The following is a 26851-nucleotide window of genomic DNA, read 5'->3' as shown; positions in this document are numbered from 1 at the left end:
TCGCTCTAAATCTTGTAAGAAAGCGTTGCGCTCGTAGCCCATAATGGCCGGCGCGGTTTTGCGGGGAGATGAAGAATTGTTAACTGGACGCTGGGTGATTCTCGTGCTGCTGACCGGGTTTTTGTCCGGCTGCGGCAACGGTGATTCCCTGGAGACTTTCGGCGGCCCGACGATGGGCAGCACCTATTCGATCAAGTACGTGCGCCACGCCAATCTGCCTGCGCCGCAGGAGGTGCGTGTCGAAGTGGAAAAAATCCTCGCGGACGTCGACCGGCAGATGTCGACTTACCGTGCGGACTCCGACATCTCGCGCTTCAATGCATTGCCGGCTGATCGCTGTCAGGTCATGCCCGCGCCGGTCCTTGAATTGATCCGCGTGGGCGAGCAGCTGTCGCAACAAAGCGAAGGCTCCTACGACCTCACCGTAGAACCGCTGATGAATTTGTGGGGTTTCGGCCCGCAAGGCCGTGAAGAAAAAGTCCCGGATGTGGCGGCGCTGGCCGAAGTGCGGCAGCGCGTCGGTCATCAGCACCTGCGCATCGACGGTGACCGGTTGTGCAAGGACGCGGCGGTCGAGGTGGATTTCAACAGCATCGCCGCCGGTTACGCGGTCGACACCATTGCCGCGCGGCTCCAGGCTCTGGGCATACATGATTACCTTGCCGAAGCCACCGGCGAGCTCAAGGCATCCGGCAAGAAGCCCGACGGTTCGCCATGGCGCATCGCACTGGAAGAACCGCGCGACGATCAGCAGCTTGCAGAGCGCGTCATCAATGTCGATGGCTACGGCCTCTCCACGTCCGGCGACTACCGCAACTTTTTTCAGCAGGATGGCCGGCGTTATTCCCACACCTTCGATGCCCGGACCGGTGCGCCGGTCCTGCATGACTTGGCGTCGGTCACGGTAATTCATCCTTCAGCGCTGATGGCCGATGGACTATCGACGCTGTTGCTGATTCTCGGCCCTGAAAGGGCCTGGGACTATGCCGAAAAACACGACATTGGTGCATTCTTTGTGATTCGTGCCGATAAAGGTTTCGTCACACGCACCAGTCACGCGTTCGAACGGCTCAGTGGCGCAAAAGTTGACTGAGAACAGTACGAAAGCTGGCGTTGTAGTGCATGCAAAAGTAGCCTACGACGCGACCAAGGGTTAATGTGCGCGGCGTTGACGCTTCTATAGACTGTGTCCGGGTTTTCTACTGGCCCCCAATTGTTCCTTCGCGCCGTCGTTCGGCGTGATTTAGCCGCCGGTGCTGCTGGCATCGCGGCCTGTTCTGAGGAGTACGCATGGCTGTCTACAACTACGACGTGGTGGTGCTGGGTTCCGGCCCGGCGGGAGAAGGCGCGGCAATGAACGCCGCCAAAGCAGGGCGCAAGGTGGCGATGGTCGACAGCCGTCGCCAGGTCGGCGGCAACTGCACCCACCTGGGCACCATCCCGTCCAAGGCCCTGCGTCACTCGGTGCGGCAGATCATGCAGTTCAACACCAACCCGATGTTCCGTGCGATCGGCGAGCCGCGCTGGTTCTCCTTCCCGGACGTGTTGAAAAGCGCCGAGAAAGTCATTTCCAAACAAGTCGCTTCGCGTACCGGCTACTACGCCCGTAACCGCGTCGACGTGTTCTTCGGTACCGGCAGCTTCGCCGACGAGCAAACCATCGAAGTGGTCTGCGCCAACGGCGTGGTCGAGAAACTGGTGGCCAAGCACATCATCATCGCCACCGGTTCGCGTCCTTATCGCCCGGCGGACATCGATTTCCACCACCCGCGTATCTACGATAGCGACACCATCCTCAGCCTCGGCCACACCCCGCGCAAACTGATCGTTTACGGCGCCGGCGTGATCGGTTGCGAATACGCCTCGATCTTCAGCGGTCTGGGCGTGCTGGTCGAGCTGGTGGACAACCGTGGTCAGTTGTTGAGCTTCCTCGACTCGGAAATCTCCCAGGCGTTGAGCTACCACTTCAGCAACAACAACATCACCGTGCGTCACAACGAAGAGTATGACCGCGTCGAAGGCGTGGACAACGGCGTGATCCTGCACCTGAAGTCCGGCAAGAAGATCAAGGCCGACGCCTTGCTCTGGTGCAACGGCCGTACCGGTAACACCGACCAGTTGGGTCTGGAAAACATCGGGGTCAAGGTCAACAGCCGTGGCCAGATCGAAGTCGACGAGAACTACCGCACCTGCGTGCAGAATATCTATGGCGCCGGTGACGTGATCGGCTGGCCGAGCCTGGCCAGTGCCGCCCACGACCAGGGCCGTTCCGCCGCTGGCAGCATCGTCGACAATGGCAGCTGGCGTTTCGTGAATGACGTGCCGACCGGCATCTACACCATTCCGGAGATCAGCTCGATCGGCAAGAACGAGCAGGAGCTGACCCAGGCCAAAGTGCCGTACGAAGTGGGCAAGGCGTTCTTCAAGAGCATGGCGCGGGCACAGATCGCCGGCGAGCCGCAAGGCATGCTGAAGATCCTGTTCCACCGTGAAACCCTCGAAGTGCTGGGCGTTCACTGCTTCGGTTATCAGGCGTCGGAGATCGTGCACATCGGTCAGGCGATCATGAACCAGCCGGGCGAGCTGAATACCCTGAAGTACTTCGTCAACACGACGTTCAACTACCCGACCATGGCCGAAGCCTATCGGGTAGCGGCGTACGACGGCCTCAACCGGCTTTTTTGACGGGCTCCGGCCGGTGGCCTGAGCCGGCCGGGGAGACCGATTTCAGCCATTCCCGAGGGTGGCAGTGGCCAAACCGGGAAAGTCTGTAATCAGGCTGTCAACGCCGAAGTCGGCGAGTCTGCGCATCAGCGCAGGCTCGTTGACGGTCCACACCGACACATGCAGCCCCTGACGCTGCGCCTTTTGCAGGCGTTCCGGCGTACACAGCGTCCAGTTCAACGCCAGAATCTCGCAACCGTAACTCTGTGCGACCTTCAACGGGTCGAGCCAGGCGTATTCGGCCACCAGGCCGCGCGATACGTCGGGCACCAGATCCAGTGCAGCCTTCAACACTTCCCGCGAACTCGAGGTGATTGTCACCTTGTCGAGCAGCCCGTGTCTGACTGCCATTTCGCGGATCGCCAGCACGGTGGTCGCGGCGCGGGTGCGAGAAGCGCTTTTGACTTCCAGCTGCCAGTGCTCGAAATCACACTTTTCGAACAGTTCTTCCAGCGTTGGAATCGGGCATGGCTTGATCCAGCCCGGACCGCCCTTGCGCGCGTCGTAGGTCACCAGCTCGGCGGCGGTGTGCTCGACCACCTTGCCGCGCCGGTCGGTGGTGCGCTTGAGGGTCGGGTCGTGGATGACCATCAGCTCGCCGTCCTTGGACAGGTGCAGGTCCAGCTCGCAACGGCGAACGCCGTGCTTGAGACATTCCTGAAAACTGCTCAGGGTGTTTTCCGGTGCTTCGCCCTTGGCGCCGCGGTGGCCGTAGATAAGGGTCACGGTTCTTCCTTAATTTAGATGCCTGATTCGTTCTGTTCGCGGGCCAGACGTCGTTCCTGGGCCTGCTTCTGCAAGATATAGCGGGCGAGCAACTGGCGCTGGGCATCGGTCAAGTGTTCGAACTCGGTGCCGACGTCGTAGCCGTCGCCCTTGCGGTCGCAATGGGTCACGCGGGCGCGCAGCAGCAGGCCAAGCGCCTGGGGCATCAGAACCAGTTTCACCGACAGGTGCGCGCCGGTGGCGATCGGGGTAGGGTGCTGAAAGTCGATGCCGCCCTCGGAGATGATCACCGGTTGCGGCTCGCCGATATGGCCGAGCACGGTCAGGGCGACCACCTGGCTGAGCAGGTCGATGCGTTTGTTCTGGGATTTCAGGAACGCCGCGATGGCGCGGTCGCGTTCGCTGATCTGGCGCAGCAGGTGCTGCGACTCGAATTCGCTCAGGTGCAATTCGCTGAGCAGGTTGAACAGTGGAGAAGCATCCTGCAACACTTCCTGGCCTGCGGCTTCGGGAGCGGACAGGGGCCGAATTTCCAGTGCGATCGTGTCCTCGATACGGTAGTATTCGCGGCGATCTTCTTCATCTAATGTCGACATGGCGAACCCATGGTAGCGGCGGTGGTCTGAGTGTAAAGCTGGTTATCGACCCCCGCCACAAGGACGTTCCTTTTCCCTCCGAACAAGCCCCGACATGTTCAGACCTCTCTTCGTATTTATCGGCACGCGTTATACCCGTGCAAAGCGTCGCAATCATTTTGTGTCATTCATTTCCCTGACTTCGATGATCGGGCTCGCCCTTGGCGTGGTCGTGATGATCGTGGTGCTGTCGGTAATGAACGGCTTCGATCATGAGATGCGCACCCGCGTGCTGGGCATGGTGCCCCACGCGACCATCGAGTCCGGTGAAGCCATCAACGACTGGCCGAGCCTGGCTGCCAAGGTCAAGCAGAACCCGCAGGTGGCGGCCGTTGCGCCGTTCACCCAGATGCAGGGGTTGCTGACCAACAACGGCCAGGTGTCCAAAGTGTTGCTCAATGCCATTGATCCGGCGCTGGAGCGCAACGTTTCGATCATCGACAACTTCATGAAGCAGGGCAAACTCGACGATTTGACGCCGGGCAGCTTCGGCATCGTGATTGGCGACAAGGCCGCGACCAAGCTCGGCGTGGGCATCGGTGACAAGATCACCTTCGTCGCGCCGGAGGTCAGTGTGACCCCGGCCGGGATGTTCCCGCGCATGAAGCGCTTCACCGTGGTCGGCATCTTCCATGTCGGCGCCGGTGAACTGGACGGCTATCTGGGCGTGACCAACCTGCAGGATCTGGCGAAGATGCATCGCTGGAAGCCTGATCAGGTGCAGGGCCTGCGCCTGAAGTTCGACGATCTGTTCCAGGCCCCGCGTGAGGCGTGGAACATCGCCCAGCGCCTCGGCGAAGACCGTTACTACGCCCGCGACTGGACCCGTACCCACGGCAACCTGTATCAGGCGATCCGCATGGAAAAAGCCATGATCGGCCTGCTGTTGCTGCTGATCGTCGCGGTGGCGGCTTTCAACATCATTTCCACGCTGGTGATGGTGGTGAATGACAAGAAGGGCGATATCGCCATTCTGCGCACACTGGGCGCCACGCCGGGCACGATCATGCGCACGTTCATGGTGCAGGGCACGGTGATCGGCGTGGTCGGCACGGCCATCGGCGCCGTGGTCGGGATCTTCGCCGCGCTCAACGTCAGCGCCGCGATTTCCGCCCTCGAAGGCGTGATCGGACACAAATTCCTCAACGCCGACGTGTATTTCATCGATTACCTGCCGTCGCAGGTGCAGAGCCAGGACGTGGTCATGGTCTGCGCCGCTGCGTTGGTCCTGAGTTTCCTCGCCACCCTGTATCCAGCCTGGCGTGCCGCGCGCACCCAGCCGGCGGAGGCGCTACGTTATGAGTGAGTCGGGCATGAGTGAAAAAGCAATCTTGAGCTGCCGCAACCTGGGCAAATCCTACGAGGAAGGCCCGGAGTCGGTGGAAGTGCTGGCCAACCTGCAACTGGAACTGCATCCGGGCGAGCGGGTGGCGATCGTCGGCAAATCCGGTTCGGGCAAAAGTACCTTGCTCAACCTGCTGGGCGGTCTCGACACGCCAACCAAGGGCGGTGTCTGGCTCGACGGTGAAGAGCTGTCGGCGCTGAGCGAAAAGAAGCGTGGCCTGCTGCGTAACCGCGCCCTCGGGTTCGTGTACCAGTTCCACCACCTGCTGCCGGAATTCACCGCGCTGGAAAACGTCTGCATGCCGCTGCTGATCGGCAAGACCGCGATCCCGGAAGCACGTCAGCGTGCCACGGCGTTGCTGGAACGGGTCGGCCTGGGTCATCGCCTGGAGCACAAACCGGCAGAGCTGTCCGGTGGCGAACGCCAGCGCGTGGCCATCGCCCGGGCGCTGGTGAACAATCCAGGGCTGGTGATGCTCGACGAGCCGACCGGCAACCTCGACTCCCACACCGCTGAAGGCATTCAGGATCTGATGCTGGAACTCAGCACTTCGATGCGCACGGCGTTTCTGGTGGTGACTCACGACATGAACCTGGCTCGCCAGATGGACCGCGTCCTGCAACTGCAGGAAGGTTGCCTGACCCCCATCTGACGGCTTGAAACCCGATGTCTGAAAAAGCGTCGGGTCTTTTATTTTTATACGGTGCCCCAGCGAATGTTCAGACCGTTATCGATCTTTATCGGCACGCGCTATACCCGCGCCAAGCGCCGCAATCGCTTTGTTTCGTTCATTTCGATGACCTCGATGATCGGCCTCGCCCTCGGCGTGCTGGCAATGATCGTGGTGTTGTCGGTGATGAACGGCTTCCAGCGCGAAATGAGCTCGCGCATTCTTGGCATGGTGCCCCACGCGACCATCGTCGGCGTCAAGCCGATCGACGACTGGCAGCCAGTGGCCGCCGCCGCGATGAAGAACCCGCAAGTGACGGCCGCCGTGCCGTTCACCGAGATGGAAGGCATGCTGTCCTACAAGGGCATGATGCAGCCGATCCAGATCAGCGGCGTCGACCCGGCTCAGGAAGGCAAGGTGTCGATCGTTGCCCAGCACATTGTTCAGGGTCGTCTCGATGCCTTGAAACCGGGTGAGTTCGGCGTAGTGCTGGGCGAAATCACCGCTCGGCGTTTTCGCCTCAACGTCGGCGACAAGATCACCCTGATCGTGCCGGAAGTCAGCACTGCACCGGGCGGCATCACCCCGCGCATGCAGCGCCTGAACGTGGTCGGCGTGTTCAAGGTTGGCGCCGAACTCGACGGTTCCATGGGCCTGATCCACGTCTCCGACGCCGCGACCATGCAGCACTGGGAGCCGAATCAGGTGCAGAGCGTGCGTCTGGCGGTGAAGGATCTGTACGCTGCGCCGAAGGTTTCATCGGACATTGCCAGCGGCCTCGGCACCGACTTCAAGGCTGACGACTGGACCCACACCCAGGGCAGTCTGTTCAGCGCGATGAAGATGGAAAAAACCATGATCGGCCTGTTGCTGCTGATGATCGTCGCGGTGGCGGCGTTCAACATCATCGCGACCCTGATCATGGTGGTGAACGACAAAGGCGCGGACATCGCGATCCTGCGCACCATCGGCGCCACGCCACGGCAGATCATGGCGATCTTCATGGTGCAGGGCACGGTGATCGGCATCGTCGGCACCATCATTGGTGGCGTGCTGGGTGTGATTGCGGCGCTGAACGTCAGTGAGATGGTGGGCTGGGTCGAGCGGGTGACCGGGCAGCACATCTTCAGTTCGGACGTGTATTTCGTCAGCAACCTGCCATCGGAATTGCAGGGCGGCGACGTGCTGCTGATCTGCTCGGCGGGCTTCATCCTCAGCTTCCTGGCCACGGTTTACCCGGCCTGGCGAGCGGCAAAGATCGAACCGGCGCACGCGTTGCGCTATTCGTAAGTTCCCCCATTGAGGCCGGCATTGCCGGCCTCAGTCGCTTTTCGGCAACTCAATCACAAACCGCGTCCAGCCCTGAGCCGATTCGCAATGAATCTGCCCGCCATGAGCCCGGATGATCGACTGAGTAATCGCCAGCCCCAATCCCGCATGCTCGCTGCTGCCTTCCTGGCGCGCCGGATCCGCCCGGTAGAACCGGTCAAACAAACGCGGCAACAAGTCCGCAGAAATCCCTTCGCCACTGTTCTCCACGGTCACCCTCAAGGATTTCGCCTGCTCGGTGACCCGAATGCGCACCTCGCCGTTTGCAGGGGTAAAGCGCAACGCGTTATCCAGCAGATTCGATAGCGCCCGGCGCAACATCGCGCGATCCCCCTCGAGCTGCCCCGCACCGTCACGGCTCAGGATGACCTGAGCGTCTTCGGCCAGCGGCGCAAAAAACTCCAGCAACGCATCGGCTTCTTCAGCCAGCTCCAGCGGTTCACGCTTGGGCACCAGCAAACCGTGGTCAGCCTTGGCCAGATAAAGCATGTCGTTGACCAACTGCGCCATCCACTGCAGCTCTTCGAGGTTGCTGTGCAGTGCCTCGCGATAGTCTTCGAGAGGGCGAGGGCGGGTCAGGGTGACCTGGGTGTGGGTCAGCAGATTGGAAAGTGGTGTGCGTAGCTCATGGGCGATGTCGGCGGAGAACGCTGAAAGCCGCTGAAAAGAATCGTCGAGGCGTCCGAGCATGGCGTTGAAGCTGTGGGCCAATTCCGCGAGCTCTGCAGGCATCCGCGCTTCCGGCAGTCGGGCATTCAGCGATTGCGCCGAAATCCCACGGGCCACGGCACTCATGCGCCGTAACGGGCGAAGACCGCTGCGGGCAGCCCAGGCGCCGAGCAGCGCGGTGGCCAGCGCGGAGAGGCCGACAGTTAGCCAGATCAGATGCTGCATGCGTTGCAGGAAGTGCTGGTGGTGGGTGATGTCCAGCAGCAAGGTCAATTGCGGGGAATCGGATTTTCCCGGTTCAAGCGCGGCGTTGAGCAGGCGATAGTCGGTGCCGTTGTCGCTGATGGTGGCCAGGCCGGGCTGTTGCGGCAGGTTTGCGGGGGTATGCAACGAGCGCCCAAACCAGCGCTGGCCCTCAGGGCCGCTGACGCGCAACGTGATATCGCCCTGCTGGCTCAACTCGTCGGTGATGTGCGCTGCGTCGCTACCACTCAGCAGTGTCTGACGCACGCTGAGCAGTTTTCCTTCGAGCAGTTGCTGGTCGAGCTCGATGAAGTGGCCCTCGCTGGCCCGATTGAAAACGACCCCGGCGACCAGCGAAACCACGGCGGTACAGCCTGCAAACAACAGTGCCAGCCGGCCGCTCAAGGACAGTCTGCGCATCAGTCGGCACGCTCTTCAAGGACGTAACCCATGCCGCGAACGGTGTGAATCAGCTTGTTGGGGAAGTCGTCGTCGATCTTCAGGCGCAGTCGGCGAATCGCTACTTCGATGACGTTGGTGTCGCTGTCGAAGTTCATGTCCCAGACCTGTGAAGCGATCAGCGATTTGGGCAGCACTTCGCCCTGGCGGCGCAGGAGCATTTCCAGCAGGGCGAACTCCTTGGCGGTGAGGTCGATGCGTTGACCGCTGCGTTCGACCCGGCGGCGAATCAGGTCCAGGCTCAGATCGGCCAGGCGCAGGCTGGTTTCCTGGGGCGTGGAACTGCCGCGACGCAACAGGCTGCGCACCCGCGCGAGCAGTTCGGAGAAGGCGAACGGTTTGACCAGATAATCGTCGGCGCCCAGTTCGAGACCATGCACACGGTCTTCAACGGTGTCCTTTGCGGTCAAAAACAGGATCGGCGTTTCCAGACCGGCGCTGCGCACCGCTTGCAGGATTTGCCAGCCATTGCGTCCGGGCAGCATCACGTCGAGGATCAGCAGCGCATAGTCGCCACTCAACGCCAATTGCTGGCCGGTGGTGCCGTCGGCCACCAGTTCGGTGTTGAAACCGGCCTCGGTCAGGCCCTGGCGCAGGTACTGGCCGGTTTTGGGTTGGTCTTCGACGATCAGCAGTTTCATGGGCGACTCGGGTAGCGGGAACGAGGACGTTATACCGTGGGCAAACGCGGTGAGCGCCAACCTGACAAAGTTGTAATCTGCCTGTCAGGTCGCTGCCAGCGCAGGCGGGCTAGAGTTTCCCACAGGCTGAACCTTGATTTGTTGGAGTACGACTATGTTTTTGCGCAACCGTCTGGCCCTTGCCGCGTGTCTGCTGGCGCTCAATTCGCCGCTGTGGGCAGCGCCGGCGCACACCTATGACTTCGGCCAGCCGGCCCCGGCGGCCAAGGCCAGCCGCAGCATTGAAGTGGTGATGGGCGACATGAGCTTCGATCCGAAAGCGATCGAGATCAAGGCCGGTGAGACCGTTCGTTTTGTGCTGGTGAATAAAGGCCGGTTGCTGCATGAATTCAACCTTGGCGACGCGGCGATGCATGCAAAACATCAGCAGGAAATGTTGCAGATGCAGCAAAGCGGCATGCTGACGCCGACCGGCATGAAGGAAATGTCCCACGACATGGCGGGCATGGATCACGGCTCGATGGGGCATGGCATGAAGCATGACGACCCCAACAGCGTGCTGGTGGAGCCGGGCAAGACCGCCGAGTTGACCTGGACCTTCAGCAAAGCCGTGAATCTGGAGTTTGCCTGTAACATTCCCGGGCATTACCAGGCCGGAATGGTCGGCAAACTGACTGTCAGTCAGTAAGCACTCAAAGGCGGGAGCAAAGGCTGGTAGAATCCGCTGATTCTTCAGTCAGGTTTCCGCCATGCATCCCGCAGCCGAACATTCGCCGCTGGGCAAATCCAGCGAATACATCGCCACGTACACGCCATCCCTGCTGTTCCCGATTCCGCGCACTGCGAAATGGGCCGAGCTGGGCCTGACCGCCGAAACCCTGCCGTACAAAGGCGTGGATTTCTGGAACTGCTTCGAACTGTCGTGGCTGCTGCCGTCGGGCAAACCGGTGGTGGCGATCGGTGAATTCAGCATTCCGGCGGATTCGCCGAACATCATCGAATCCAAGTCGTTCAAGCTGTACCTGAACTCGCTGAACCAGACGCCGTTCGCCGATATCGCGAGCCTGGAAGCGACGCTGGTCAAGGACTTGTCTGCCGCTGCCGGCAAACCGGTGGGCGTGCGGGTCCGCAGCCTGAAAGACGTCGAAGCCGAAGGCGTTGTCGCGCTGCCGGGCGTGTGCATCGACGATCTGGACATCAGCGTCAGCAACTACGAACACCCGCGTCCTGAACTGCTGCGCTGCGACGATTCGCGCGTAGTGGAGGAGAGCGTGCACAGTCATCTGCTCAAATCGAACTGCCCGGTGACCAGTCAGCCGGACTGGGGCAGCGTGGTGGTGGAATACCGTGGCGCGGCGCTGGATCACGCCAGCCTGCTGGAATACATCGTCAGCTTCCGTCAGCACTCGGACTTCCACGAGCAGTGCGTGGAGCGGATCTTCCTCGACCTGCAGCGCCTGCTGAAACCGGAAAAACTCACGGTGTTTGCGCGTTATGTGCGCCGGGGCGGGCTGGACATCAACCCGTACCGCAGCACTGAAAGCGTGCAACTGCCGAACCACCGTCTGGTTCGTCAGTAACCCGTATCGCAGACATGAAAAAGCCCTGCCAGTGATGGCAGGGCTTTTTTGCATTCGCGGGGTCTCAGATGCCCATGCTGACCAGGGAATTCATGATGTTGCGCAGTGTGCCGGCGATGGTGGGGTGATCAACTTCAAAGCGCTCAACGGCCAGGTTCACGCCATCGGCAATGTTGGAGTCCTTGGTTTTGGTTTCCAGTTCAAGTTCCAGTTCGATCTGTTCCATCAGGGCATGTAGATCAGCGCGCTCGGCTTCGGTCAGCGGAGGATTTTGATCCAGTTGCTCGCGCAGGGCAGTGAGCTGTTTTTGCAGTTCTTGAGCGGGCATGGTTGTTTCCTTTTATCGAGAGGCACTGGCATAGACCGCAGCCGCGCGCCAAAGGTCTATGGCTCTCCTTAAGACTAATCCACTCTTGTCCAACCTGCATGATCCCGGTCAGGGCTTTTCGCCTTTGAGACGACGCAGGCTGATGTCCGCGAGGCAAGTGTCGAGCTCGCCCAGATGATCGATCACCGAGTGCACGCCCAGGCTGAACAGTTGCACGGTCGCCTTGCCGCGCAGTTGTTCGCGCTCCTTCTGGCTCAGGGCCTGCCATTCACTCGGCGCCAGGCCGCACAGTGAACCGCAGGACGCCAGGCCAATGGTCCACAACCCGGCATTGAGGCCCGATTGCAGCAGGCGCGGTTCGCCGCTGACCAGTACGCAACCGTCGAGGCGATCGACGTTCAATCCCATCAACGCTTGCCAGCAGGCGTTGGGCGCCGGCCAAGGATTGATTGTTGCCGAATATTGCGATGGTTTGATCCAGTCTGGCAGCGCCGATGCCAGTACCTGAGTGCTCGCGATGGACAACTCATCCAGCCAGGCGCAGGGAATTTGCTGGCGCTGCAGGCTGCGCAGGCTGTCGAGGGCGCCGGGTGTGACGTCGGCGTGTTCCGGGCCGACGCTGGTTTGATGACGGGCGCGGGCGCCGAAGTCCACCAGACAGCCGCTGAGTCCGAACAGCACGGCGGTCAGCGTCGGTGCCGCGAGGGGCAAGGCTTCGGCTCGAGGCATGGAAAACGTCCCTGAAATAGCGATCAGGCTAGGCAATGTCGGTGACAATTGCATGACAGGCCAATGACGAAGCGTCCTACAGTGGGTTTCACCGGGGGAACTGCCTAAAGCGCCGTTTCCGTCTTATACTGACGCACTAATCGCCGCGGCCCAGGTGCTGCGTCCGTACTATCCAAGGAGTTTTCTATGCGCTGGAGCCATCCTCTTGCTCAGCTTTGTGTATGTGCCAGCGTAATGCTGGTGCCGTTCGCCGCTCAGGCCGCAACGGAAGAAGATCCTTGGGAAAGCGTCAACCGTCCGATTTTCCAGTTCAACGATTTCGTTGATACCTATGCGCTGAAGCCTCTGGCGCAGGGCTATGAATTTGTTACTCCGCAATTCCTGGAAGACGGCATCCACAACATGTTCCGCAACGTCGGTGATGTCACCAACCTGGCGAACAACATTCTTCAGGCCAAACCGGCTGCGGCTGGCGTCGACACCGCGCGCCTGATCTTCAACACCACGTTCGGCCTGCTCGGTTTCTTCGACGTCGGCACCAAAATGGGCCTGAACCGCAGTGACGAAGACTTCGGCCAGACCCTCGGCTACTGGGGCGTGGGTAGCGGTCCTTACGTGATGCTGCCGCTGATGGGCCCGAGCACCCTGCGCGATGCACCGTCCAAATACGTCGACAGCTTCACCGGCCCGTACCGCTACATCAACGATGTGCCGGTGCGTAACTCGATTTTCGGCCTGAACATCGTCGACACCCGTGCCAGCCTGTTGTCCAGCGAGAAGCTGATCAGCGGCGACAAGTACACTTTCATCCGCAACGCCTACCTGCAGAACCGCGAGTTCAAGGTCAAGGACGGGCAGGTTGAAGACGATTTCTGATCTCGATTGATCGGTATGAAAGGGCGACCGCGAGGTCGCCTTTTTTGTGGGCGCGTCCAATGATCGGGTTACGGTACAAGCCGTTCTTATAACTGCGAGTGATTTGACAAACAAAGTCTCCAAGCGACCATCGGCGCATGCTTGAAACGCTCGAAGGATGGGAGTACCGTCTGCGCCTTAGAAGGGCACCTCTGGTGCAACCGTGTGCGGCGCGAATGCTCCGAAGCGGTGCAGCAGAGAGGCTAGAAAGCGAATCCAGTAGTCTGCGCCGGGCCGTTGCCCCGCCTGCTACGCCAACCTAATTCTGGCGCCGTTTGCCCACATGCCAAAAACCAGTGCCACGCTGCTGATAATCGATGATGACGAAGTAGTGCGCGCGAGCCTCGCGGCCTATTTGGAAGACAGTGGTTTCAGCGTCTTGCAGGCCAGTAACGGCCAGCAGGGTCTTCAGGTATTCGAGCAAGACACGCCCGACTTGGTCATCTGCGATCTGCGCATGCCGCAGATGGGCGGTCTCGAACTCATCCGTCAGGTCACTGAGCGGTCGCCGCAGACACCGGTGATCGTGGTCTCGGGCGCCGGCGTGATGAACGACGCGGTCGAGGCCCTGCGCCTGGGCGCGGCGGATTACCTGATCAAGCCTCTCGAAGATCTGGCCGTGCTCGAGCACTCCGTGCGCCGGGCCCTGGATCGTGCGCGTCTGCTGCTGGAAAACCAGCGCTACCGCGAGAAACTGGAAAAGGCCAACCGCGAACTCGAAGCCAGCCTGAACCTGCTCCAGGAAGACCAGAACGCCGGTCGCCAGGTGCAGATGAACATGCTGCCGGAAAGTCCGTGGGCCATCGACGAATTCAGGTTTGCGCACCAGATCATCCCGTCGCTGTACTTGTCGGGTGATTTTGTCGACTACTTCCGGGTCGACGAGCGCCGGGTGGCGTTCTACCTGGCGGACGTGTCCGGTCATGGCGCCTCTTCGGCGTTCGTCACCGTGCTGTTGAAGTTCATGACCACGCGCCTGCTGTTCGAATCCAAGCGCAACGGCACGCTGCCGGAATTCAAGCCTTCGGAAGTCCTCGGTCATATCAACCGGGGGCTGATCAGTTGTAAGCTGGGTAAACACGTCACAATGGTCGGTGGAGTCATCGACGAGGAGACCGGTTTGTTGACCTATAGCATCGGCGGCCATCTGCCGTTGCCTGTGTTGTACACGCCTGACAGTGTTCGCTACCTCGAGGGGCGCGGTCTGCCGGTGGGGCTTTTCAACGAAGCTACCTACGAAGACCACGTGCTCGAGCTGCCACCGACGTTCAGCCTGACGCTGATGTCTGATGGCATTCTGGATCTTTTGCCAGAGCCCACACTCAAAGAGAAAGAAGCCGCTTTACCGCAAAAGGTGAAGTCGGCGGGCGGCAGCCTGGATGGTCTGCGGCAGGTTTTTGGATTGGCCACGCTAGGGGAGATGCCGGATGATATCGCCCTGTTGGTGTTGAGCAGGAATCTTTGATGAGTACCGGTAGAATCCAGTTCGCCGAGCAGGACGGCACCTTCGTCCTGAAGTTCGTCGGTGAAGTTCGCCTGACCCTGTGTTCGGCGTTGGATGCGACTATTGAAAAAATCTTCACCGCGCTGAATTTCAACGCGATCGTGATCGATTTGACCGAAACCCGCAGCATCGACAGCACCACCCTGGGCCTGCTGGCCAAGCTGTCGATCCTGTCGCGGCAGAAGGTCGGCCTGCTGCCGACCGTGGTCACCACCCACGAGGACATCACCCGTCTGCTGCAGTCGATGGGTTTCGAGCAGGTGTTCAATATCGTCAATCATCCCGTGCCGTGCCCGGAATGCCTTGATGACCTGCCGGATCAGGACCAGTCGGAAGAGGTGGTGCGGATCAAGGTGCTCGAAGCGCACAAGATCCTCATGGGCCTGAACGACTCCAACCGCGAAGCCTTCCATGACCTGGTGAATGCCCTCGAACGGCACTGATCAGCCAGACCGCAAGGCACAAAAAAGGGCGAACCTGTGAGGGTTCGCCCTTTTTGCGTTTGCGCTCGGCCGATTACAGCTTGGCTTGCAGCAGCGCCTCGAGTTTTTCCTGGTCACGGGCAAACTGACGGATGCCTTCGGCCAGTTTCTCGGTGGCCATCGCGTCTTCGTTGGACAACCAGCGGAATTGCGCTTCGTTGAGGCTTAGACGCGCCTCGCCAGCGTGGCCCGGAGCGAGTTTGCGTTCCAGCTTGCCGGTGTCGGCTGCCAGTTTCTCGATCAGGTCCGGGCTGATGGTCAGGCGGTCGCAGCCGGCCAGTTGCTCGATCTGACTCAGATTGCGGAAGCTCGCGCCCATGACCACGGTCTTGTAGTCATTGGCCTTGTAGTAGTTGTAGATGCGCGTCACGGACTGCACGCCCGGATCGTCGGCACCGGTGTAGTCGTTGCCGTTGGCCTTCTTGTACCAGTCGTAGATGCGGCCCACGAACGGCGAGATCAGAAAGACGCCGGCATCGGCGCAGGCAGCGGCCTGAGCGAAGGAGAACAGCAGGGTCAGGTTGGTCTGGATGCCTTCCTTTTCCAGGATCTCGGCGGCGCGGATGCCTTCCCAGGTCGAGGCGATCTTGATCAGCACGCGGTCACGGCCGATGCCGGCCTTGTCGTACAGCTCGATCAGGCGGTGGGCACGTTTGAGCACTGCGTCCTTGTCGAACGACAGGCGCGCATCCACTTCAGTGGAAATGCGGCCCGGGATCACTTTGAGGATTTCCTGACCGACCGCGACGCCGAAACGGTCGCTGGCCAGGCCGACATCGCCCTTGCAGTCGCCGACGCTGGCGTTCAGCAGTTCGGCGTAAGCCGGGATGGCCGCTGCCTTGAGCAGCAGGGAAGGGTTGGTGGTGGCGTCGACCGGTTTGACCCGGGCAATCGCTTCGAAGTCGCCGGTGTCGGCCACGACGGTGGTGAACTGTTTGAGTTGTTCCAGCTTGGAAGTCATGAGCGTGCTCTGTCCTATGGGTCTGGTGACATTACCCGAGCACCGACAGCCACTCAAGGGCATGTCGGCGTATCGAGCGCCCCGGCGGCAACAACCTGAAAACGGCTGTTTGAAAGGCGGGGCGCGTATCGATCAATACGATGCCAAAAAGAACCACAGGTTCAAAGCAACTGACCCGCTGTACGGCTTAATCGGCATTCAAATGCGTCGAGACCGCCGTCTGTGCCGGTTTCGGCTGGCCGTCGGAGGTCAGCAGGCCGAAATTCTTCTCCCGGTCGTTGCTGCCCGACTCGCTGTTCTTCCATTCGTAAATCGACGTCAGTGGAATGTTGAGTTTTTTAACATCGGCGATGAACGCAGAGATTTTAGTGGCTTGCCCTTCCGGCCCGCCGTTGGAGGCGAGCGCCGAGACGCCCCATTCACTGATAACGCCCGGCAGACGGAAGTTTTGCTGGATGAAGGTCTGCGCGTTACTGATCTGCGTCGCGGTCATGCCGTAGGGGTGATAGGAAATGGCGTCCAGGCACTCAGGATAAGTGCCGAGGATGCTGTTGAGGGCCACGGTCGAGGCGGAGCCGGCCGTTGGCGGACGGGCAAAACCGAAGCCCACCAGAGGCGTCGATTGCGGTTTGCCCTGCAGCGTCTTGCACATGGCCGTCATGAACGGCACGAAGGTGTTCTTGAAGTCTCCAGTGGGCCAGTAGGTGTCGAGGTCCGGCTCATTCCAGATTTCGATCCCCACCAGTTGCGCGCTCCAGGCTTGCTCAAGCCCGCTCACCGCGTTGGCAAAGGCTTCACCGGCGGTGGTCAGGTCACCGGTCAAGGGTTTGGTGGCGCGAACGGTCATCAAGACCGGCAACCCGGCGGACCGCGCCGTCGCAAACGCATCGCTGATCTGTTTCTGGTAGGCCTTGCCGCCGAGGCTGTCGCTCCAGACGCCGAAGCGCACAAAGCTGAATCCGGCCGCTTTGATCTGCTCGGCGTCCGCCGGGGTGAAGTTCTGGATCTTGACCTGAACGCCAATGGTTCGGGTGGGCAATGACGGGAACAGCGTACTGGCGTGAACCTGCGCGGTGGCACTGAGCGTCAACAGGGCGGCGGCACCCAGATGTTTGAGATGTGCTGATTTCATGTCGGCTCTCCTGATGAGAATGACATCTAGCGAAGGGTTATCTCGTTACACAGGTTTCGAGGGCAATAAGGATGCTAAGTGCACGAATGTTATTTTTTGTCGGAAAACTTTCGCCTGAAAATCACAGTTATTTTTAGTCCGGTAATTCTGGTTGGGGGACTTTTAGAGACCGTGTTACTTAATGCATCGGTATTAAGGGTGAATCTATTTCCGAGTGAAGGAAGGTCTTGCGGGTTCATTCGAATTTGCAAGGCATGTTGGCCGATTGACATTACACGGGAAAGTAAACCTTGTTCAAAAAGATTCTTGTCGTTTGCGTAGGCAATATCTGCCGAAGTCCGACAGCGGAACTTCTGTTGCGCAATGCACTGACACCCTCGGCGATCAGCGTGACCTCCGCAGGCCTGTCTGCACGGGTCGGCGAAGGCATGGAGTCGACCGCGCGCCAAGTGCTGGAAGACCGCGGACACAGTGCCGAAGGGTTCAAGGCGCGGCAACTGACAGCGGACATCGTCAATGAATCAGACCTGATTCTGGTGATGGAAAAACAACATGTTAATCAAGTACTGAAGATTGCCTCTCACGCCAGGGGCAAAGTGTTTCTGCTGGGCAAGTGGCAGAGCGAACGAGAAATACAGGACCCGTATCGTCAGGGGCAAGCCGCTTTTATTCATGCCCATGCATTGATTGAAGATGCTGTTAGCTCATGGGCGCAACGCCTGGCGCGTTGATGAATATTCTTCAGTTCAGTGAATGGTAAGAAAGACTTATGCAGTTACCGTCAGTAATAGGCACCCGCGACAATGATCAAGACAGTATTGATCTTCTCGGCATCTTCGGCAGCCTGATCGATCAGAAATGGTTGATCGGTGCGTTCACCGGCGCGTTCATGATGACCGGTGTGGCCTATGCGATTTTGGCCACGCCGGTGTATCTGGCCAACGCGCTGGTGCAGGTCGAACCGAAAAAGAACGACATGCTCGGTTTTTCCGACCTCAACAGCATGCTCGGCGGGCAATCGCCGTCGGTGACCGAAATCGGCATCATCAAATCCCGCGCGGTAATCGGCAAAACGGTCGACGATCTGCGCCTGGACATCGACGTCACCCCCAACACCTTCCCGCTGATCGGCGGCTTTCTTTCCCGGCGCTATCGCGGTGAGACCGAACTCAGCGTCGCGCCGCCGCGTTTCGGCCTGAGCAGCTACGCCTGGGGCGGTGAACGCCTGGAGTTTGCGAAGCTCAATCTGCCCAAGGAACTGCTGGGCAAGAAACTCACCCTGATTGCCGGCGAACAACATCGCTTTCAGCTGTTGGACGACAACGACAACCTGCTGGTCGAAGGCGTGGCGGGCGAAGCCTTCGCGCAGGACGGCGTAGAAGGGCAGGTCGCGCAACTGTTGGCCAATCCCGGGACCCGTTTCGAAGTGGTGCGCAACCCACGAATCGTGACCATCCAGGGTTATCAGGACGCGCTGGACATCTCCGAGCAAGGCAAGGAGTCCGGCATCATCCGTCTGGCCCTGGCCAGCAGCGACGCCGCCGAAGCGGTGAAGATCCTCAACAAGATCGCCGCGCTGTACGTCGATCAGAACGTGCGCCGCACCTCCGCCGAAGCGGCGCAAAGCCTGGCCTTCCTGCAAAGCCAGTTGCCGCAGGTCAAGCGTGATCTGGCCAAGGCCAGCGATGCGCTCAACGCCTACCAGACCCACGGCAAGACCGTGAACATCTCCATGGAAACCCAATCGGTGCTCGGCCAGTCCGTGGCCCTCGAAACGCGGATTTCCGAGCTGAAACTGCAACAGGCGGAGATGGATCGCAAGTTCACCAAACAGCACCCGGCCTACCGCGCGCTGATGACCCAGATTGGCGAATTGACCCAGCAACAGCGCTCGCTGGAAGGCAAGGTTCAGGACCTGCCAGCCACGCAGCAGGAACTGCTCAACCTGACCCGCGATGTCGAAGTCGCCTCGCAGATCTACACCCAGTTGCTGAACAAATCCCAGGAGCTGGACATCGTTCGCGCGGGCGCTGTGGGTAACGTGCGTCTGGTGGATACGGCGGATGTCGACCTGACCAGCCCGGTCAAACCGAAAAAAGCCCTGATCGTGTTGATCGCCACCTTCCTCGGCGCCTTCGTCGGCGTGGCGCTGGTGCTGTTGCGCAAATCCCTGAGCAAGGGCCTGGAAGGGCCGGAAGGCATCGAGCAGCTCGGCTTGCCGGTCTACGCGTCGATTCCCTACAGCGCTCTGCAACAGGAAGAGGACAGCAAAAAAGTCCGGGCCAAAGTCGCGGCGGACACGCCGGCGTATCTGCTGGCCCTGCGCAACCCGACGGACCTGTCTATCGAATCGATCCGCAGCCTGCGCACCTGCCTGCACTTCGCCGCACTGGATTCGACCAACAACCGCATCATGATTTCCGGCCCGAGCCCGCAGGTCGGCAAGACCTTCGTCTCTTCCAACCTCGCAGCGGTCATGGCGCAAAGCGGACAGCGCGTGGTGCTGATCGACGCCGACATGCGCAAGGGGCATCTGCACAAGACGCTGAACACGCCGATCACCAACGGCTTGTCCGATCTGCTGGTCAAGCGCTGCACCCTCGAACAGGCGATCAACAAGGTTGAAGTCGACAACCTGCACTTCATCAGCCGTGGCCAAGTCCCGCCCAACCCTTCCGAACTGTTGATGCACGCCAATTTCCGCGACCTGCTGGCGCAACTCAGCGAGCGCTATGACGTGGTGATCATCGACACGCCACCGCTGCTGGCGGTGACCGATGCGGCGATTGTCGGTCGCGAAGCCGGCATCAGCCTGATCGTCGCCCGGTTCGGGGTGAACCCGGCCAAGGAAATCGAGATGACGATCCGGCGTTTCGCCCAGAACGGTATCGAGTTGAAAGGCGCGGTGTTCAACGGCGTCGAGAAGCGCGCGGCCAGCTATTACGGCAACGGCAGCTATTACAACTACGAATACGCGTCCGACCAGTCCTGAAATTCAGCGACGGTTCTTACAGGCATGAAAGTGGGTGAGTTGTGAAAAAAATACTGCACGTGGCGGAAACGATCAAAGGTGGGGTGGCGACGGTCATCCGCACAATTTCGGCGGCTCCCGAAGACGGGCGCTATGAGCTGGTGTATCTGGTCCCGCTCGACCAGAAGAAAGAGCTGCACGGCATCGATCCACAGCAGATCCGCACCTTCGCCCGAAGCGGGCGGAACGTGCCGTCGCTGCTGCGTTTTGCCTGGCAACTGGCGCGGGTCCTGCTCAAGGAAAAACCCGACGTGGTGCATTTGCACAGCACCTTTTCCGGGGTGATCGGCCGTTGCGTGTGCGTGCTCCTACGGCCGTGGCGCAAGCCGAAAATCGTCTACTGCCCGCATGCGTTTTCGTTCCTGATGGAAAGCTCGCCGATCAAGCAGAAAGTCTATGCGGGGATCGAACGGGTGCTGCAGAAGGTCACGGACACGATCATCTGCGTCAGCCAGTTCGAGCTGGACAAGGCCGCGAAGTTTGGCATCGAGCGCAAGCGCATGACGCTGATCTACAACGGCATCGATCACAAGCATGAAGAACGCAAGGCCAACGATCCGGCACCGATTCATCTGCTGTTCGTCGGTCGCCTCGACTACCAGAAAGGCTTCGACGTATTGCTCAAGGCTTACAGCGAAGCAAAGCGCAGCGACCTGAAACTGACGGTGGTGGGCAGTGCAGTGAACGAGGACGTGGTCGAATGTCCGCCGCTGGACGGGGTGGAATACCTGCCCTGGGTGACCCCAACCGAAGTGCACGCGCTGTATCAGAAAGCCGATGCGCTGATCGTGCCGAGCCGCTGGGAAGGCTTTGCCATGGTGCCGCTGGAAGGCATGGCGCTGGGCCTGCCGGTGATTGCCAGCGACTGCACGTCGTTGCCCGAACTGGTCACCCATGGTGTGTCCGGTTACGTGTTCCCTGCCGGTGATCACCAGGCGCTGGCCGATCGCCTGAAGAAAATCCAGAAGCCTGCGTTGTCGGCCCTCGGCATCGAAGGTCGGCGCATCGTCCGCGAGCGTTTCAGCGCCGCGTTGATGATCCGCCAGACCTACGACGTGTATTCCGCTCCCTCTTATTAAGTAGAACTCCGCTCATGAACGTAACGATTTTGCATGGCTACAGTGCCTCCAACTCCGGTGATGGTCTGCTGGTCGATCTGGCCATTGCGCTGGTGCAGCGCAACTTTGGCGAAGACACCGCGATCAGTGTGGTGGCTTCCGACCCGGACTCTTTCAAGTACCTGCCGCACCCGCGCTTCGATGCGCCAGTCATGGCGGCCAAGGGCCTGGGCCGGGTCAAGCAGGCGGTGTTCCTCAATCAGTCCTACGCGGGGCTGGCGGATCTGTTGAAGAAAACCGATCTGATCGTCGGCGTCGGCGGCGGCTACATGCGTTCGAAGAGCGCCTTCGAGCACATCAAGCTGAAACTCGGCCACGCCAAGCAGCTGGAAACCGCGATCCTCAGCAAAGTGCCGTCGGTGTACCTGCCGCAAAGCATCGGGCCGTTCCACGGCGACAGCGACAAGATCGTCGGCCACTACGCCAGCGCCGACGCGGTGTTCGTACGCGATAACCGCTCCTCGGCATTGTTCGATGCCTGTGAAAATGTCTACCGCGCACCGGACCTCGCAGTGCAGGCCCTGGCCGGCAAGATCCTTCAGCAACCCAAGTTCACCCGCTGCGCTTCGACGCCGGCCACGGTGTGCGTGGTGCTGCGCAAACCGCCGGCGTGGAGCAAGGAAAAGAAGCTGGACTACGTGGCCAACCTGAAAGTGCTGCTGCAGCGCTTGAAGAACAAAAGCAAAGTGGTCTGTGCGGTGCAAAGCGCCGTGCGTGGTAACGATGACGGCGCGTTCTATCGCGAACTGGGCATCACCGAGGACCTGTTGCCGTTGAAGGCGACACTGGCCAAATACCAACCGGACCTGGTGATTTCCGTACGCCTGCACGGCGCGATCGAATCGCTGCTCTCGGGTGTCCCGGCGTATCACATCAGCTACGAGCGCAAAGGCTTTGGCGCCTATCAGGACATGGGCGTCGAGGACTGGGTCATCAACGGCGGCGACATCAATGTCGACACCATCATCGACACGGTTTACGCACCGGACGCCCTGTCGAATTTCGGCAAACGCCTGACCGACACCTGCCGCGAGATCGAGGCGAAAACCGTGGCCATGGACGACATCATCAAGGGCGTCATTCGATGATATTCCGGCTGTTGCTGCGCGGCGGAGCACTGGGCGCGAAGTTCTTGCTGGTGCTCGCCATCACCCATTACCTCGGTTACGAGGCGCTGGGTTTTTACGGCGTGGTGGTCGCGGCGTCGTTGATCGCATCGAAGTTCTACAGCGTCGGTTTCAGTTCCGAGATCAACCGGCTGATCAGTGTGGGCGGCAGTTCGCGCCGGGTCGTGGACAAGGTGCTGCTGCTGTACCTGGCCGTGGGCCTGGCGTTGTCGGTGCTGACGGTGGTGATTTATTCACTGTTCCAGTCGGTGGAAGCGACCACCGCGCTGATCGCCTGCGTGACGCTGGTGCTGCTCACCGAACACCTGTCGTTCGAGGTCAACTCGTTCGTGTTTTCCGCGCAGAAAGCTACACCGGGTGCCTTGCTGTTTTTCATCAAAAGCGGCCTCTGGGCACTGTTGGCCGTAGGTGGAATGATGCTCGGCTGGGTCTCTGGCATTGCCAGCGTACTGTGGCTGTGGGTCATCGCCAACGTGTCGGTGATCGTAGCCGGTTACCTCATAGTGGTGAGCGCTCACCGCGGGCGTGAGGAAGGGGAACTGGCGACGTCGACCGTGTGGAAGGCAGGTTTGCCGTTTTACCTGGGCACGGGTCTGGTTGCGCTCAGTCAATGTGTCGAGCGCTTTCTGATCGTCGACCTCGAACCTTACGCCAGTCTCGGTAAGTATGTGTACGCCTGGTCGGCGGCCAATACGTTGCAGGCGTTGTCCTACGCGGTGGTGGCAGTGGTCGGTATCCCGGTGCTCGCCAAGCGTTTTCAGGGTGATCAGCAAGCGTTCACGGTCAGGCACTTGTTTATCAACAAATGGGTCATGCGTTCGCTGCTCGTGTCAGCCTCAGTGGCGGCAGGGATTTATCTGTTCTTCAACATCGTTCTCGATTACGTCGCGACATCGGTGCCACGCCCGGACAATGGAGTCCTCGGTGTGCTGATCTTTTCCTTCGCTCTGCGCGCCATTGGCGACATCGTCTGGGGCGGCTTGATCGCGTCGAAAAACAGTCGGGTGTCCCTTGCCAGTGCGGCCATTTGCCTGCTGGTGTCGGTGCCGGTCAGTTACGTGTTGATCAAGCATTATTCGATTTACGGAGCGGCTTGGGGCAGTGTCTTCGGGATCACCGTGCAGCTCGCCGTGATCGCGCTGCTGACCCGTGCCACGCGGGCGAAAAAGGCTGTCGTGTCATGGGCCTGAAACTGCCGTGCATCGAGTTTCGTGGTCGCCGTCTCGATTCCTCGCTGTCGTTCCTGATCCTGTTCACCGGGCTGTTTCTGTCGGTGGCGATGCCGCTGCTGGTGCCGCGCGATCCGGGCCCGGACGCGATGACCCTGTGGTCGTCCTATGCCCGGGCCGACAATTGTAATTTCTGGAACCCGTTCTCGCCGGATCGCTCGTCCTACGAGTGTTCGGCATTCCTGCTGCGGCCCACCGGGATCAACCTGACCAACGCCTGGGCCTACGGGATGTTCTGCAACTTTTTCCTCACGGCCATTCCTGTGGTGGTGTTCCGGCGCATGCCGCTGACCATCTTCGGCACCCTGTGCCTGTGGGGCATCGTGCGTTCGTTTTTCCTGGAAAACCTGACCAAGGAAATCATCGTGTCGGTGGCGGTGCTGAGCATTCTGTTCAGCTCGCTGACGCGCAAATATCGCGGCGGTTTTTTCCTCTCGGCGGTGATCTACGGCGTGCTGATCCGGCCCTACTGGATTTTGTTTTCGCTGTCCTGGGTCGGCGTCTGCGTGATGAAGAAATACGTCTCGCGCACCACCTTCTTCCTGATGCTGTTCCTGTTCTATCTCGCAGTTGCAATGGCGATCCAATTGGCGCTGGGCTTTCCGGTGTCGTCGATTCGTGCCAGCAACAACGAACTGCGCACGGCGGGCGAGGAGGGGTCCAAATCGCTGATCGTCTCGTGGCTCAGCGGCAGCGACTTCGTCTCGCAGGCCCTGGACTCGATGATCATTTTCTTCCGCTTGTCGTTCCCCGTAGAGCTGATTCTGCTGTCCGGGCCGGGTCAGGTGATCTTCGTCGCGTTGATGATCATGACCGCGCTGCTGCTGTTCAAAGTCATCACCTCGACCGATTACAAGGGCGCACCGATCCAGACCAAACCCAAGGAACTGATCGCGATTCCGCTGGCGTTTCTGCTGGTTCAAGGCTTGTTCGAGCCGGACTTCGGTTCGTTCGCCCGGCACTTTTCGATGGTGGTACCGGTGCTGTTCGTGGGCCTGGGGTTGATGTTGCGGGCGAACAAACCGATGAAGGTTGAATCAAGAATTCTGAATTGAGGCGGGTGCTTTATGTCGAGCAAGAAAAAGTCCCTGGAGATCGAAACCCTGCGTGGCCTGGCGTGCCTGTTGCTGGTGCTCTATCACGTGATCGGGCCGTTGGGCGGTGGTTTGAAAATCGACATCGGCTCGCCGTTCCGGGTGATCGCCGATTCGATGGTGTACGTGCGCATGCCGCTGTTCACCTTCATCTCCGGCTACATCTATTCCCTCTACAAGATTCGCGGCAATGACTTTTCCGCGTTCTTCAGCGGCAAGGTGCGGCGCCTGATCGTGCCGCTGTTTTGCGTGGGGGTGCCGTTCTCGGTATTGCAGGCGGTGGGGCCGGGCGTGAACAAGGACGTCAGCGTGATGGATGCGCTGTTGTCGTTCTACGTGCCGATCAACCACTTCTGGTTTCTGCAGGCGGTGTTCATCATTTTCATGTTCGTCGGCCTGTTGGAGTGGCGCGGTTTGTTGCGTACACCGACGCGCCTGTACCTGTTGTTCGCCTTCGCGGCGGCGGTTTTCCTGTTGCCGCCGTTTCCCGTGGACGCGTTCGGCATCAACGGGGCGATTTATCTGCTGCCGTTCTTCGTGGCGGGCATGATCGGCCAGGAGAAGGTCAGCGAGCTGAAGCAGACGTTCAAGGTGATCGGCCCGCTGGTGTTTGTGCTGATCTCGCTGACGCTGCTGTACGTGGCGGCGGTGGATCGCGAGCTGATTGTCGACCGCCGCAGCCTGATCGGCCTGACCGTGGGCTGCGTATCCTGCATCGCGTTACTGTCGAGTGACATGCGCTCGAAGACGCTGACCTGGCTTGGCGGTTACTCCTACGCGATTTTCCTCTTTCACGTATTGTTCGCCGCTACGTCGCGTTCGATCCTCGGCCGCCTGGGTGTGAAAGACGAAAGCGTGCTGGTGTTCTGCGGTTTGACGTGTGGCTTGCTCGGGCCTGTGGTGTTGTCGATGATTTTCAGCCGGTTCAACTTCACCTCCGTGCTGTTTCTCGGCGAACGTGCCGCGACGAAAAAGAAACCGGCGGCGACCATTGCCCCGGTGGCGCAGACCCGATGAAGGAAGCGATTCATGCTGGCTGTTGATGATGTGCCGCCGGTGGCGGCGTCGGTGGTGCAGGTCGGCGACGCTCGCGAGCGGTTTGGCCAGTGGCGTGAAGGCAAGGCCGGCAAGGTGTTGTCGATCTCGGTGATCGGTGACAGCTACAGCGCGGGGCAGGATTTCTACCTGAACAAACTGGTGCAGCGCGTGGCCGGAGAGGTCGGGTTTGCCGGGCCGGGGTATGTCGGGTTCAACCACGGCGCAGCGCTGGGCGGCACGCATTTCAAGTACACCCGCAGCAGCGAAAAATACTTCGGCGGCGACTGGCAGGTCTCCGGCCTCGGCCAGGCCAGCCCCGACAGCCGCACGGTGACCGGCCACCCCGGCGCCTGGCTGCAAGTCGAGGCCAGCCCGACGCCTGCCATCAACACCGCAGTCACTCAGGCGAAACTGCTCTACCTCGGCAACGGCGAGTCCAGTGAGTTGCGTTATCGCTGGTCACCCTCCGCCGACTGGCAGCCGTTGAAACTCGCGGGCGAGGGCGTACAGGAAGTCCCGCTGCCCGGTACGTCGGCCGCGACCGATTGGGCCTTCAGGCTGGAAGTGGTGAAAGGCGCACCGACCCTGTTCGGTCTGTGGCTGAGCAACGATCAGAACGGGGTTCGGGTCTCGAAACTGGCGGCGTCCGGTGCGGCGTCCGCTGATTTCTACCACGACGATGCCCGCTGGCAGGCGCAGTGGAAAGCCGTGGTTTCGAAGATCCCCGCAGACATTTACCTGATCATGCTCGGTGGCAACGATCAGGGTTTTGGCGTGAAGCCCGAGCAGTATCTGCATAACGTTCAGGGGCTGGTCGGCATGCTCCGCGAGATTCAACCGGCGGCGAGCATCAACCTGATCCTGCGTCAGGACACCACTCGCTCCAGCGCCTATCCGATGTCGGCTTATGCGCAGGTCATCGAGCCCTGGGCCCGTGAGCAGCGTCTGGGTTATGCCAATCTGCAATGTGCGTTCGGCACCGACGTCAAACGCTACGCAGCGGCCATGATCGGGCCGGACAAGATTCATCCGGTGCCGGCCACGGGCGGGTGGGTGATTGCCGATTACTTCTATCGTTGGGTCGTGGGCGGACAGCAAAAAGTCTCGCCACAGGATAGCTGTGACGAGACTTCGAAGTAGCC

The 26851-nt window shown here is 60.3% G+C and carries 26 protein-coding genes; 18 read left to right on the top strand and 8 right to left on the bottom strand.

Features of this window, described 5'->3' with window-relative positions; genetic code table 11:
• Positions 1 to 43 precede the first annotated feature (43 nt).
• Together ACTJK9_RS23330 and sthA are read left to right on the top strand one after the other, a co-directional pair.
• Positions 44 to 1093, top strand: coding sequence for an FAD:protein FMN transferase (locus ACTJK9_RS23330; RefSeq protein ID WP_256575419.1), 1050 nt, complete (start codon positions 44 to 46; stop codon positions 1091 to 1093).
• Between the two features lie 197 nt (positions 1094 to 1290).
• Positions 1291 to 2685, top strand: coding sequence for a Si-specific NAD(P)(+) transhydrogenase (gene sthA, locus ACTJK9_RS23325; RefSeq protein ID WP_007953019.1), 1395 nt, complete (start codon positions 1291 to 1293; stop codon positions 2683 to 2685).
• Positions 2686 to 2727: 42 nt separating this feature from the next.
• On the opposite strand, the gene ACTJK9_RS23320 is transcribed toward sthA, so the two are convergent.
• Both ACTJK9_RS23320 and ACTJK9_RS23315 read right to left on the bottom strand, forming a co-directional pair.
• On the bottom strand, positions 2728 to 3450 hold the full coding sequence (locus tag ACTJK9_RS23320; protein WP_064381085.1) for a glycerophosphodiester phosphodiesterase: 723 nt from the start codon (positions 3448 to 3450) through the stop codon (positions 2728 to 2730).
• A 14-nt stretch (positions 3451 to 3464) separates the two neighbouring features.
• Complete coding sequence (locus ACTJK9_RS23315) at positions 3465 to 4046, bottom strand: PilZ domain-containing protein (protein ID WP_039772787.1); 582 nt, start codon at positions 4044 to 4046, stop codon at positions 3465 to 3467.
• 94 nt (positions 4047 to 4140) lie between these two features.
• On the opposite strand from ACTJK9_RS23315, the gene ACTJK9_RS23310 reads away from it, so the two are divergent.
• The 3 genes from ACTJK9_RS23310 to ACTJK9_RS23300 all read left to right on the top strand — a co-directional run bounded on the left by ACTJK9_RS23310 (position 4141) and on the right by ACTJK9_RS23300 (position 7390).
• Positions 4141 to 5391, top strand: coding sequence for a lipoprotein-releasing ABC transporter permease subunit (locus ACTJK9_RS23310; RefSeq protein ID WP_011335182.1), 1251 nt, complete (start codon positions 4141 to 4143; stop codon positions 5389 to 5391).
• A gap of 7 nt (positions 5392 to 5398) precedes the next feature.
• Entirely contained in the window at positions 5399 to 6082 is a 684-nt protein-coding gene (lolD, locus tag ACTJK9_RS23305; RefSeq protein ID WP_162831788.1) for a lipoprotein-releasing ABC transporter ATP-binding protein LolD, read from the top strand.
• Positions 6083 to 6145: 63 nt separating this feature from the next.
• On the top strand, positions 6146 to 7390 hold the full coding sequence (locus tag ACTJK9_RS23300) for a lipoprotein-releasing ABC transporter permease subunit (protein ID WP_440816592.1): 1245 nt from the start codon (positions 6146 to 6148) through the stop codon (positions 7388 to 7390).
• A gap of 30 nt (positions 7391 to 7420) precedes the next feature.
• Here the strand turns inward: ACTJK9_RS23300 and ACTJK9_RS23295 are convergent, their stop codons facing one another.
• Entirely contained in the window at positions 7421 to 8761 is a 1341-nt protein-coding gene (locus tag ACTJK9_RS23295; RefSeq protein ID WP_085613129.1) for a heavy metal sensor histidine kinase, read from the bottom strand.
• Positions 8761 to 9441, bottom strand: coding sequence for a heavy metal response regulator transcription factor (locus tag ACTJK9_RS23290; RefSeq protein ID WP_011335179.1), 681 nt, complete (start codon positions 9439 to 9441; stop codon positions 8761 to 8763). The genes ACTJK9_RS23295 and ACTJK9_RS23290 overlap by 1 nt, the downstream gene beginning before the upstream one ends.
• A 154-nt stretch (positions 9442 to 9595) precedes the next feature.
• Here ACTJK9_RS23290 and copI point away from each other — a divergent pair, with 154 nt between their 5' ends.
• A complete protein-coding gene (gene copI / locus ACTJK9_RS23285) occupies positions 9596 to 10129 on the top strand; it encodes a copper-resistant cuproprotein CopI (RefSeq protein ID WP_085613130.1) in 534 nt (177 codons plus the stop codon).
• Between the two features lie 61 nt (positions 10130 to 10190).
• Positions 10191 to 11021 carry an NADPH-dependent 7-cyano-7-deazaguanine reductase QueF gene (gene queF, locus ACTJK9_RS23280; RefSeq protein WP_085608218.1) on the top strand — a complete coding sequence of 277 codons (831 nt, stop codon included), beginning with the start codon at positions 10191 to 10193 and terminating at the stop codon, positions 11019 to 11021.
• A 64-nt stretch (positions 11022 to 11085) separates the two neighbouring features.
• Here queF and ACTJK9_RS23275 read toward each other — a convergent pair whose 3' ends face one another.
• Positions 11086 to 11349, bottom strand: coding sequence for a DUF4404 family protein (locus tag ACTJK9_RS23275; protein WP_440816587.1), 264 nt, complete (start codon positions 11347 to 11349; stop codon positions 11086 to 11088).
• Positions 11350 to 11457: 108 nt separating this feature from the next.
• Positions 11458 to 12078 (bottom strand): HAD family phosphatase, encoded by a 621-nt coding sequence (locus tag ACTJK9_RS23270; RefSeq protein WP_440816585.1) that lies wholly within the window; start codon positions 12076 to 12078, stop codon positions 11458 to 11460.
• Between the two features lie 186 nt (positions 12079 to 12264).
• On the opposite strand from ACTJK9_RS23270, the gene ACTJK9_RS23265 reads away from it, so the two are divergent.
• The 3 genes from ACTJK9_RS23265 (at position 12265) to rssC (ending at position 14940) form a co-directional block, all read left to right on the top strand.
• Positions 12265 to 12954: an MlaA family lipoprotein gene (locus ACTJK9_RS23265; protein WP_011335174.1), complete on the top strand. Its 690-nt coding sequence runs from the start codon at positions 12265 to 12267 to the stop codon at positions 12952 to 12954.
• A 322-nt stretch (positions 12955 to 13276) separates the two neighbouring features.
• Positions 13277 to 14458, top strand: coding sequence for a two-component system response regulator RssB (gene rssB / locus ACTJK9_RS23260; protein WP_041475374.1), 1182 nt, complete (start codon positions 13277 to 13279; stop codon positions 14456 to 14458).
• Positions 14458 to 14940, top strand: a complete 483-nt coding sequence (gene rssC, locus ACTJK9_RS23255; RefSeq protein WP_003226553.1) for an anti-sigma factor antagonist RssC — start codon at positions 14458 to 14460, stop codon at positions 14938 to 14940. The genes rssB and rssC overlap by 1 nt, the downstream gene beginning before the upstream one ends.
• 73 nt (positions 14941 to 15013) lie before the next feature.
• Here the strand turns inward: rssC and tal are convergent, their stop codons facing one another.
• Together tal and ACTJK9_RS23245 are read right to left on the bottom strand one after the other, a co-directional pair.
• Positions 15014 to 15940 carry a transaldolase gene (gene tal, locus ACTJK9_RS23250; RefSeq protein ID WP_440816582.1) on the bottom strand — a complete coding sequence of 309 codons (927 nt, stop codon included), beginning with the start codon at positions 15938 to 15940 and terminating at the stop codon, positions 15014 to 15016.
• Between the two features lie 187 nt (positions 15941 to 16127).
• Positions 16128 to 17072 (bottom strand): glycosyl hydrolase family 5, encoded by a 945-nt coding sequence (locus ACTJK9_RS23245; protein ID WP_085613132.1) that lies wholly within the window; start codon positions 17070 to 17072, stop codon positions 16128 to 16130.
• A gap of 290 nt (positions 17073 to 17362) precedes the next feature.
• On the opposite strand from ACTJK9_RS23245, the gene ACTJK9_RS23240 reads away from it, so the two are divergent.
• Genes ACTJK9_RS23240 through ACTJK9_RS23205 form a run of 8 tightly spaced genes read left to right on the top strand, consistent with a single transcriptional unit; the run spans position 17363 to position 26849 of the window.
• Positions 17363 to 17803, top strand: a complete 441-nt coding sequence (locus tag ACTJK9_RS23240) for a low molecular weight protein-tyrosine-phosphatase (RefSeq protein WP_039772775.1) — start codon at positions 17363 to 17365, stop codon at positions 17801 to 17803.
• A gap of 38 nt (positions 17804 to 17841) precedes the next feature.
• Positions 17842 to 20064 carry a polysaccharide biosynthesis tyrosine autokinase gene (locus ACTJK9_RS23235; RefSeq protein WP_074689229.1) on the top strand — a complete coding sequence of 741 codons (2223 nt, stop codon included), beginning with the start codon at positions 17842 to 17844 and terminating at the stop codon, positions 20062 to 20064.
• 41 nt (positions 20065 to 20105) lie between these two features.
• Positions 20106 to 21182: a glycosyltransferase gene (locus ACTJK9_RS23230; protein WP_064598090.1), complete on the top strand. Its 1077-nt coding sequence runs from the start codon at positions 20106 to 20108 to the stop codon at positions 21180 to 21182.
• Between the two features lie 14 nt (positions 21183 to 21196).
• Positions 21197 to 22309, top strand: a complete 1113-nt coding sequence (locus ACTJK9_RS23225; protein WP_085613134.1) for a polysaccharide pyruvyl transferase family protein — start codon at positions 21197 to 21199, stop codon at positions 22307 to 22309.
• Complete coding sequence (locus tag ACTJK9_RS23220) at positions 22306 to 23538, top strand: polysaccharide biosynthesis C-terminal domain-containing protein (RefSeq protein WP_221397807.1); 1233 nt, start codon at positions 22306 to 22308, stop codon at positions 23536 to 23538. The genes ACTJK9_RS23225 and ACTJK9_RS23220 overlap by 4 nt, the downstream gene beginning before the upstream one ends.
• Entirely contained in the window at positions 23529 to 24632 is a 1104-nt protein-coding gene (locus ACTJK9_RS23215; RefSeq protein WP_440816577.1) for a hypothetical protein, read from the top strand. The genes ACTJK9_RS23220 and ACTJK9_RS23215 overlap by 10 nt, the downstream gene beginning before the upstream one ends.
• Positions 24633 to 24644: 12 nt before the next feature.
• Positions 24645 to 25688: an acyltransferase family protein gene (locus ACTJK9_RS23210; protein ID WP_085649287.1), complete on the top strand. Its 1044-nt coding sequence runs from the start codon at positions 24645 to 24647 to the stop codon at positions 25686 to 25688.
• 12 nt (positions 25689 to 25700) lie between these two features.
• The gene (locus ACTJK9_RS23205; RefSeq protein ID WP_440816575.1) at positions 25701 to 26849 is read left to right on the top strand and encodes a GDSL-type esterase/lipase family protein; all 1149 of its coding nucleotides are present in this window, start codon (positions 25701 to 25703) and stop codon (positions 26847 to 26849) included.
• Positions 26850 to 26851 lie beyond the last annotated feature (2 nt).

The sequence above is a fragment of the Pseudomonas sp. 22082 genome (genome assembly GCF_052046055.1).
In the GTDB taxonomy this organism is placed as follows: domain Bacteria; phylum Pseudomonadota; class Gammaproteobacteria; order Pseudomonadales; family Pseudomonadaceae; genus Aquipseudomonas; species Aquipseudomonas pharyngis.
Note: the sequence above shows the minus strand (reverse complement) of the source record. Positions and strands in the feature narration are given on the sequence as shown.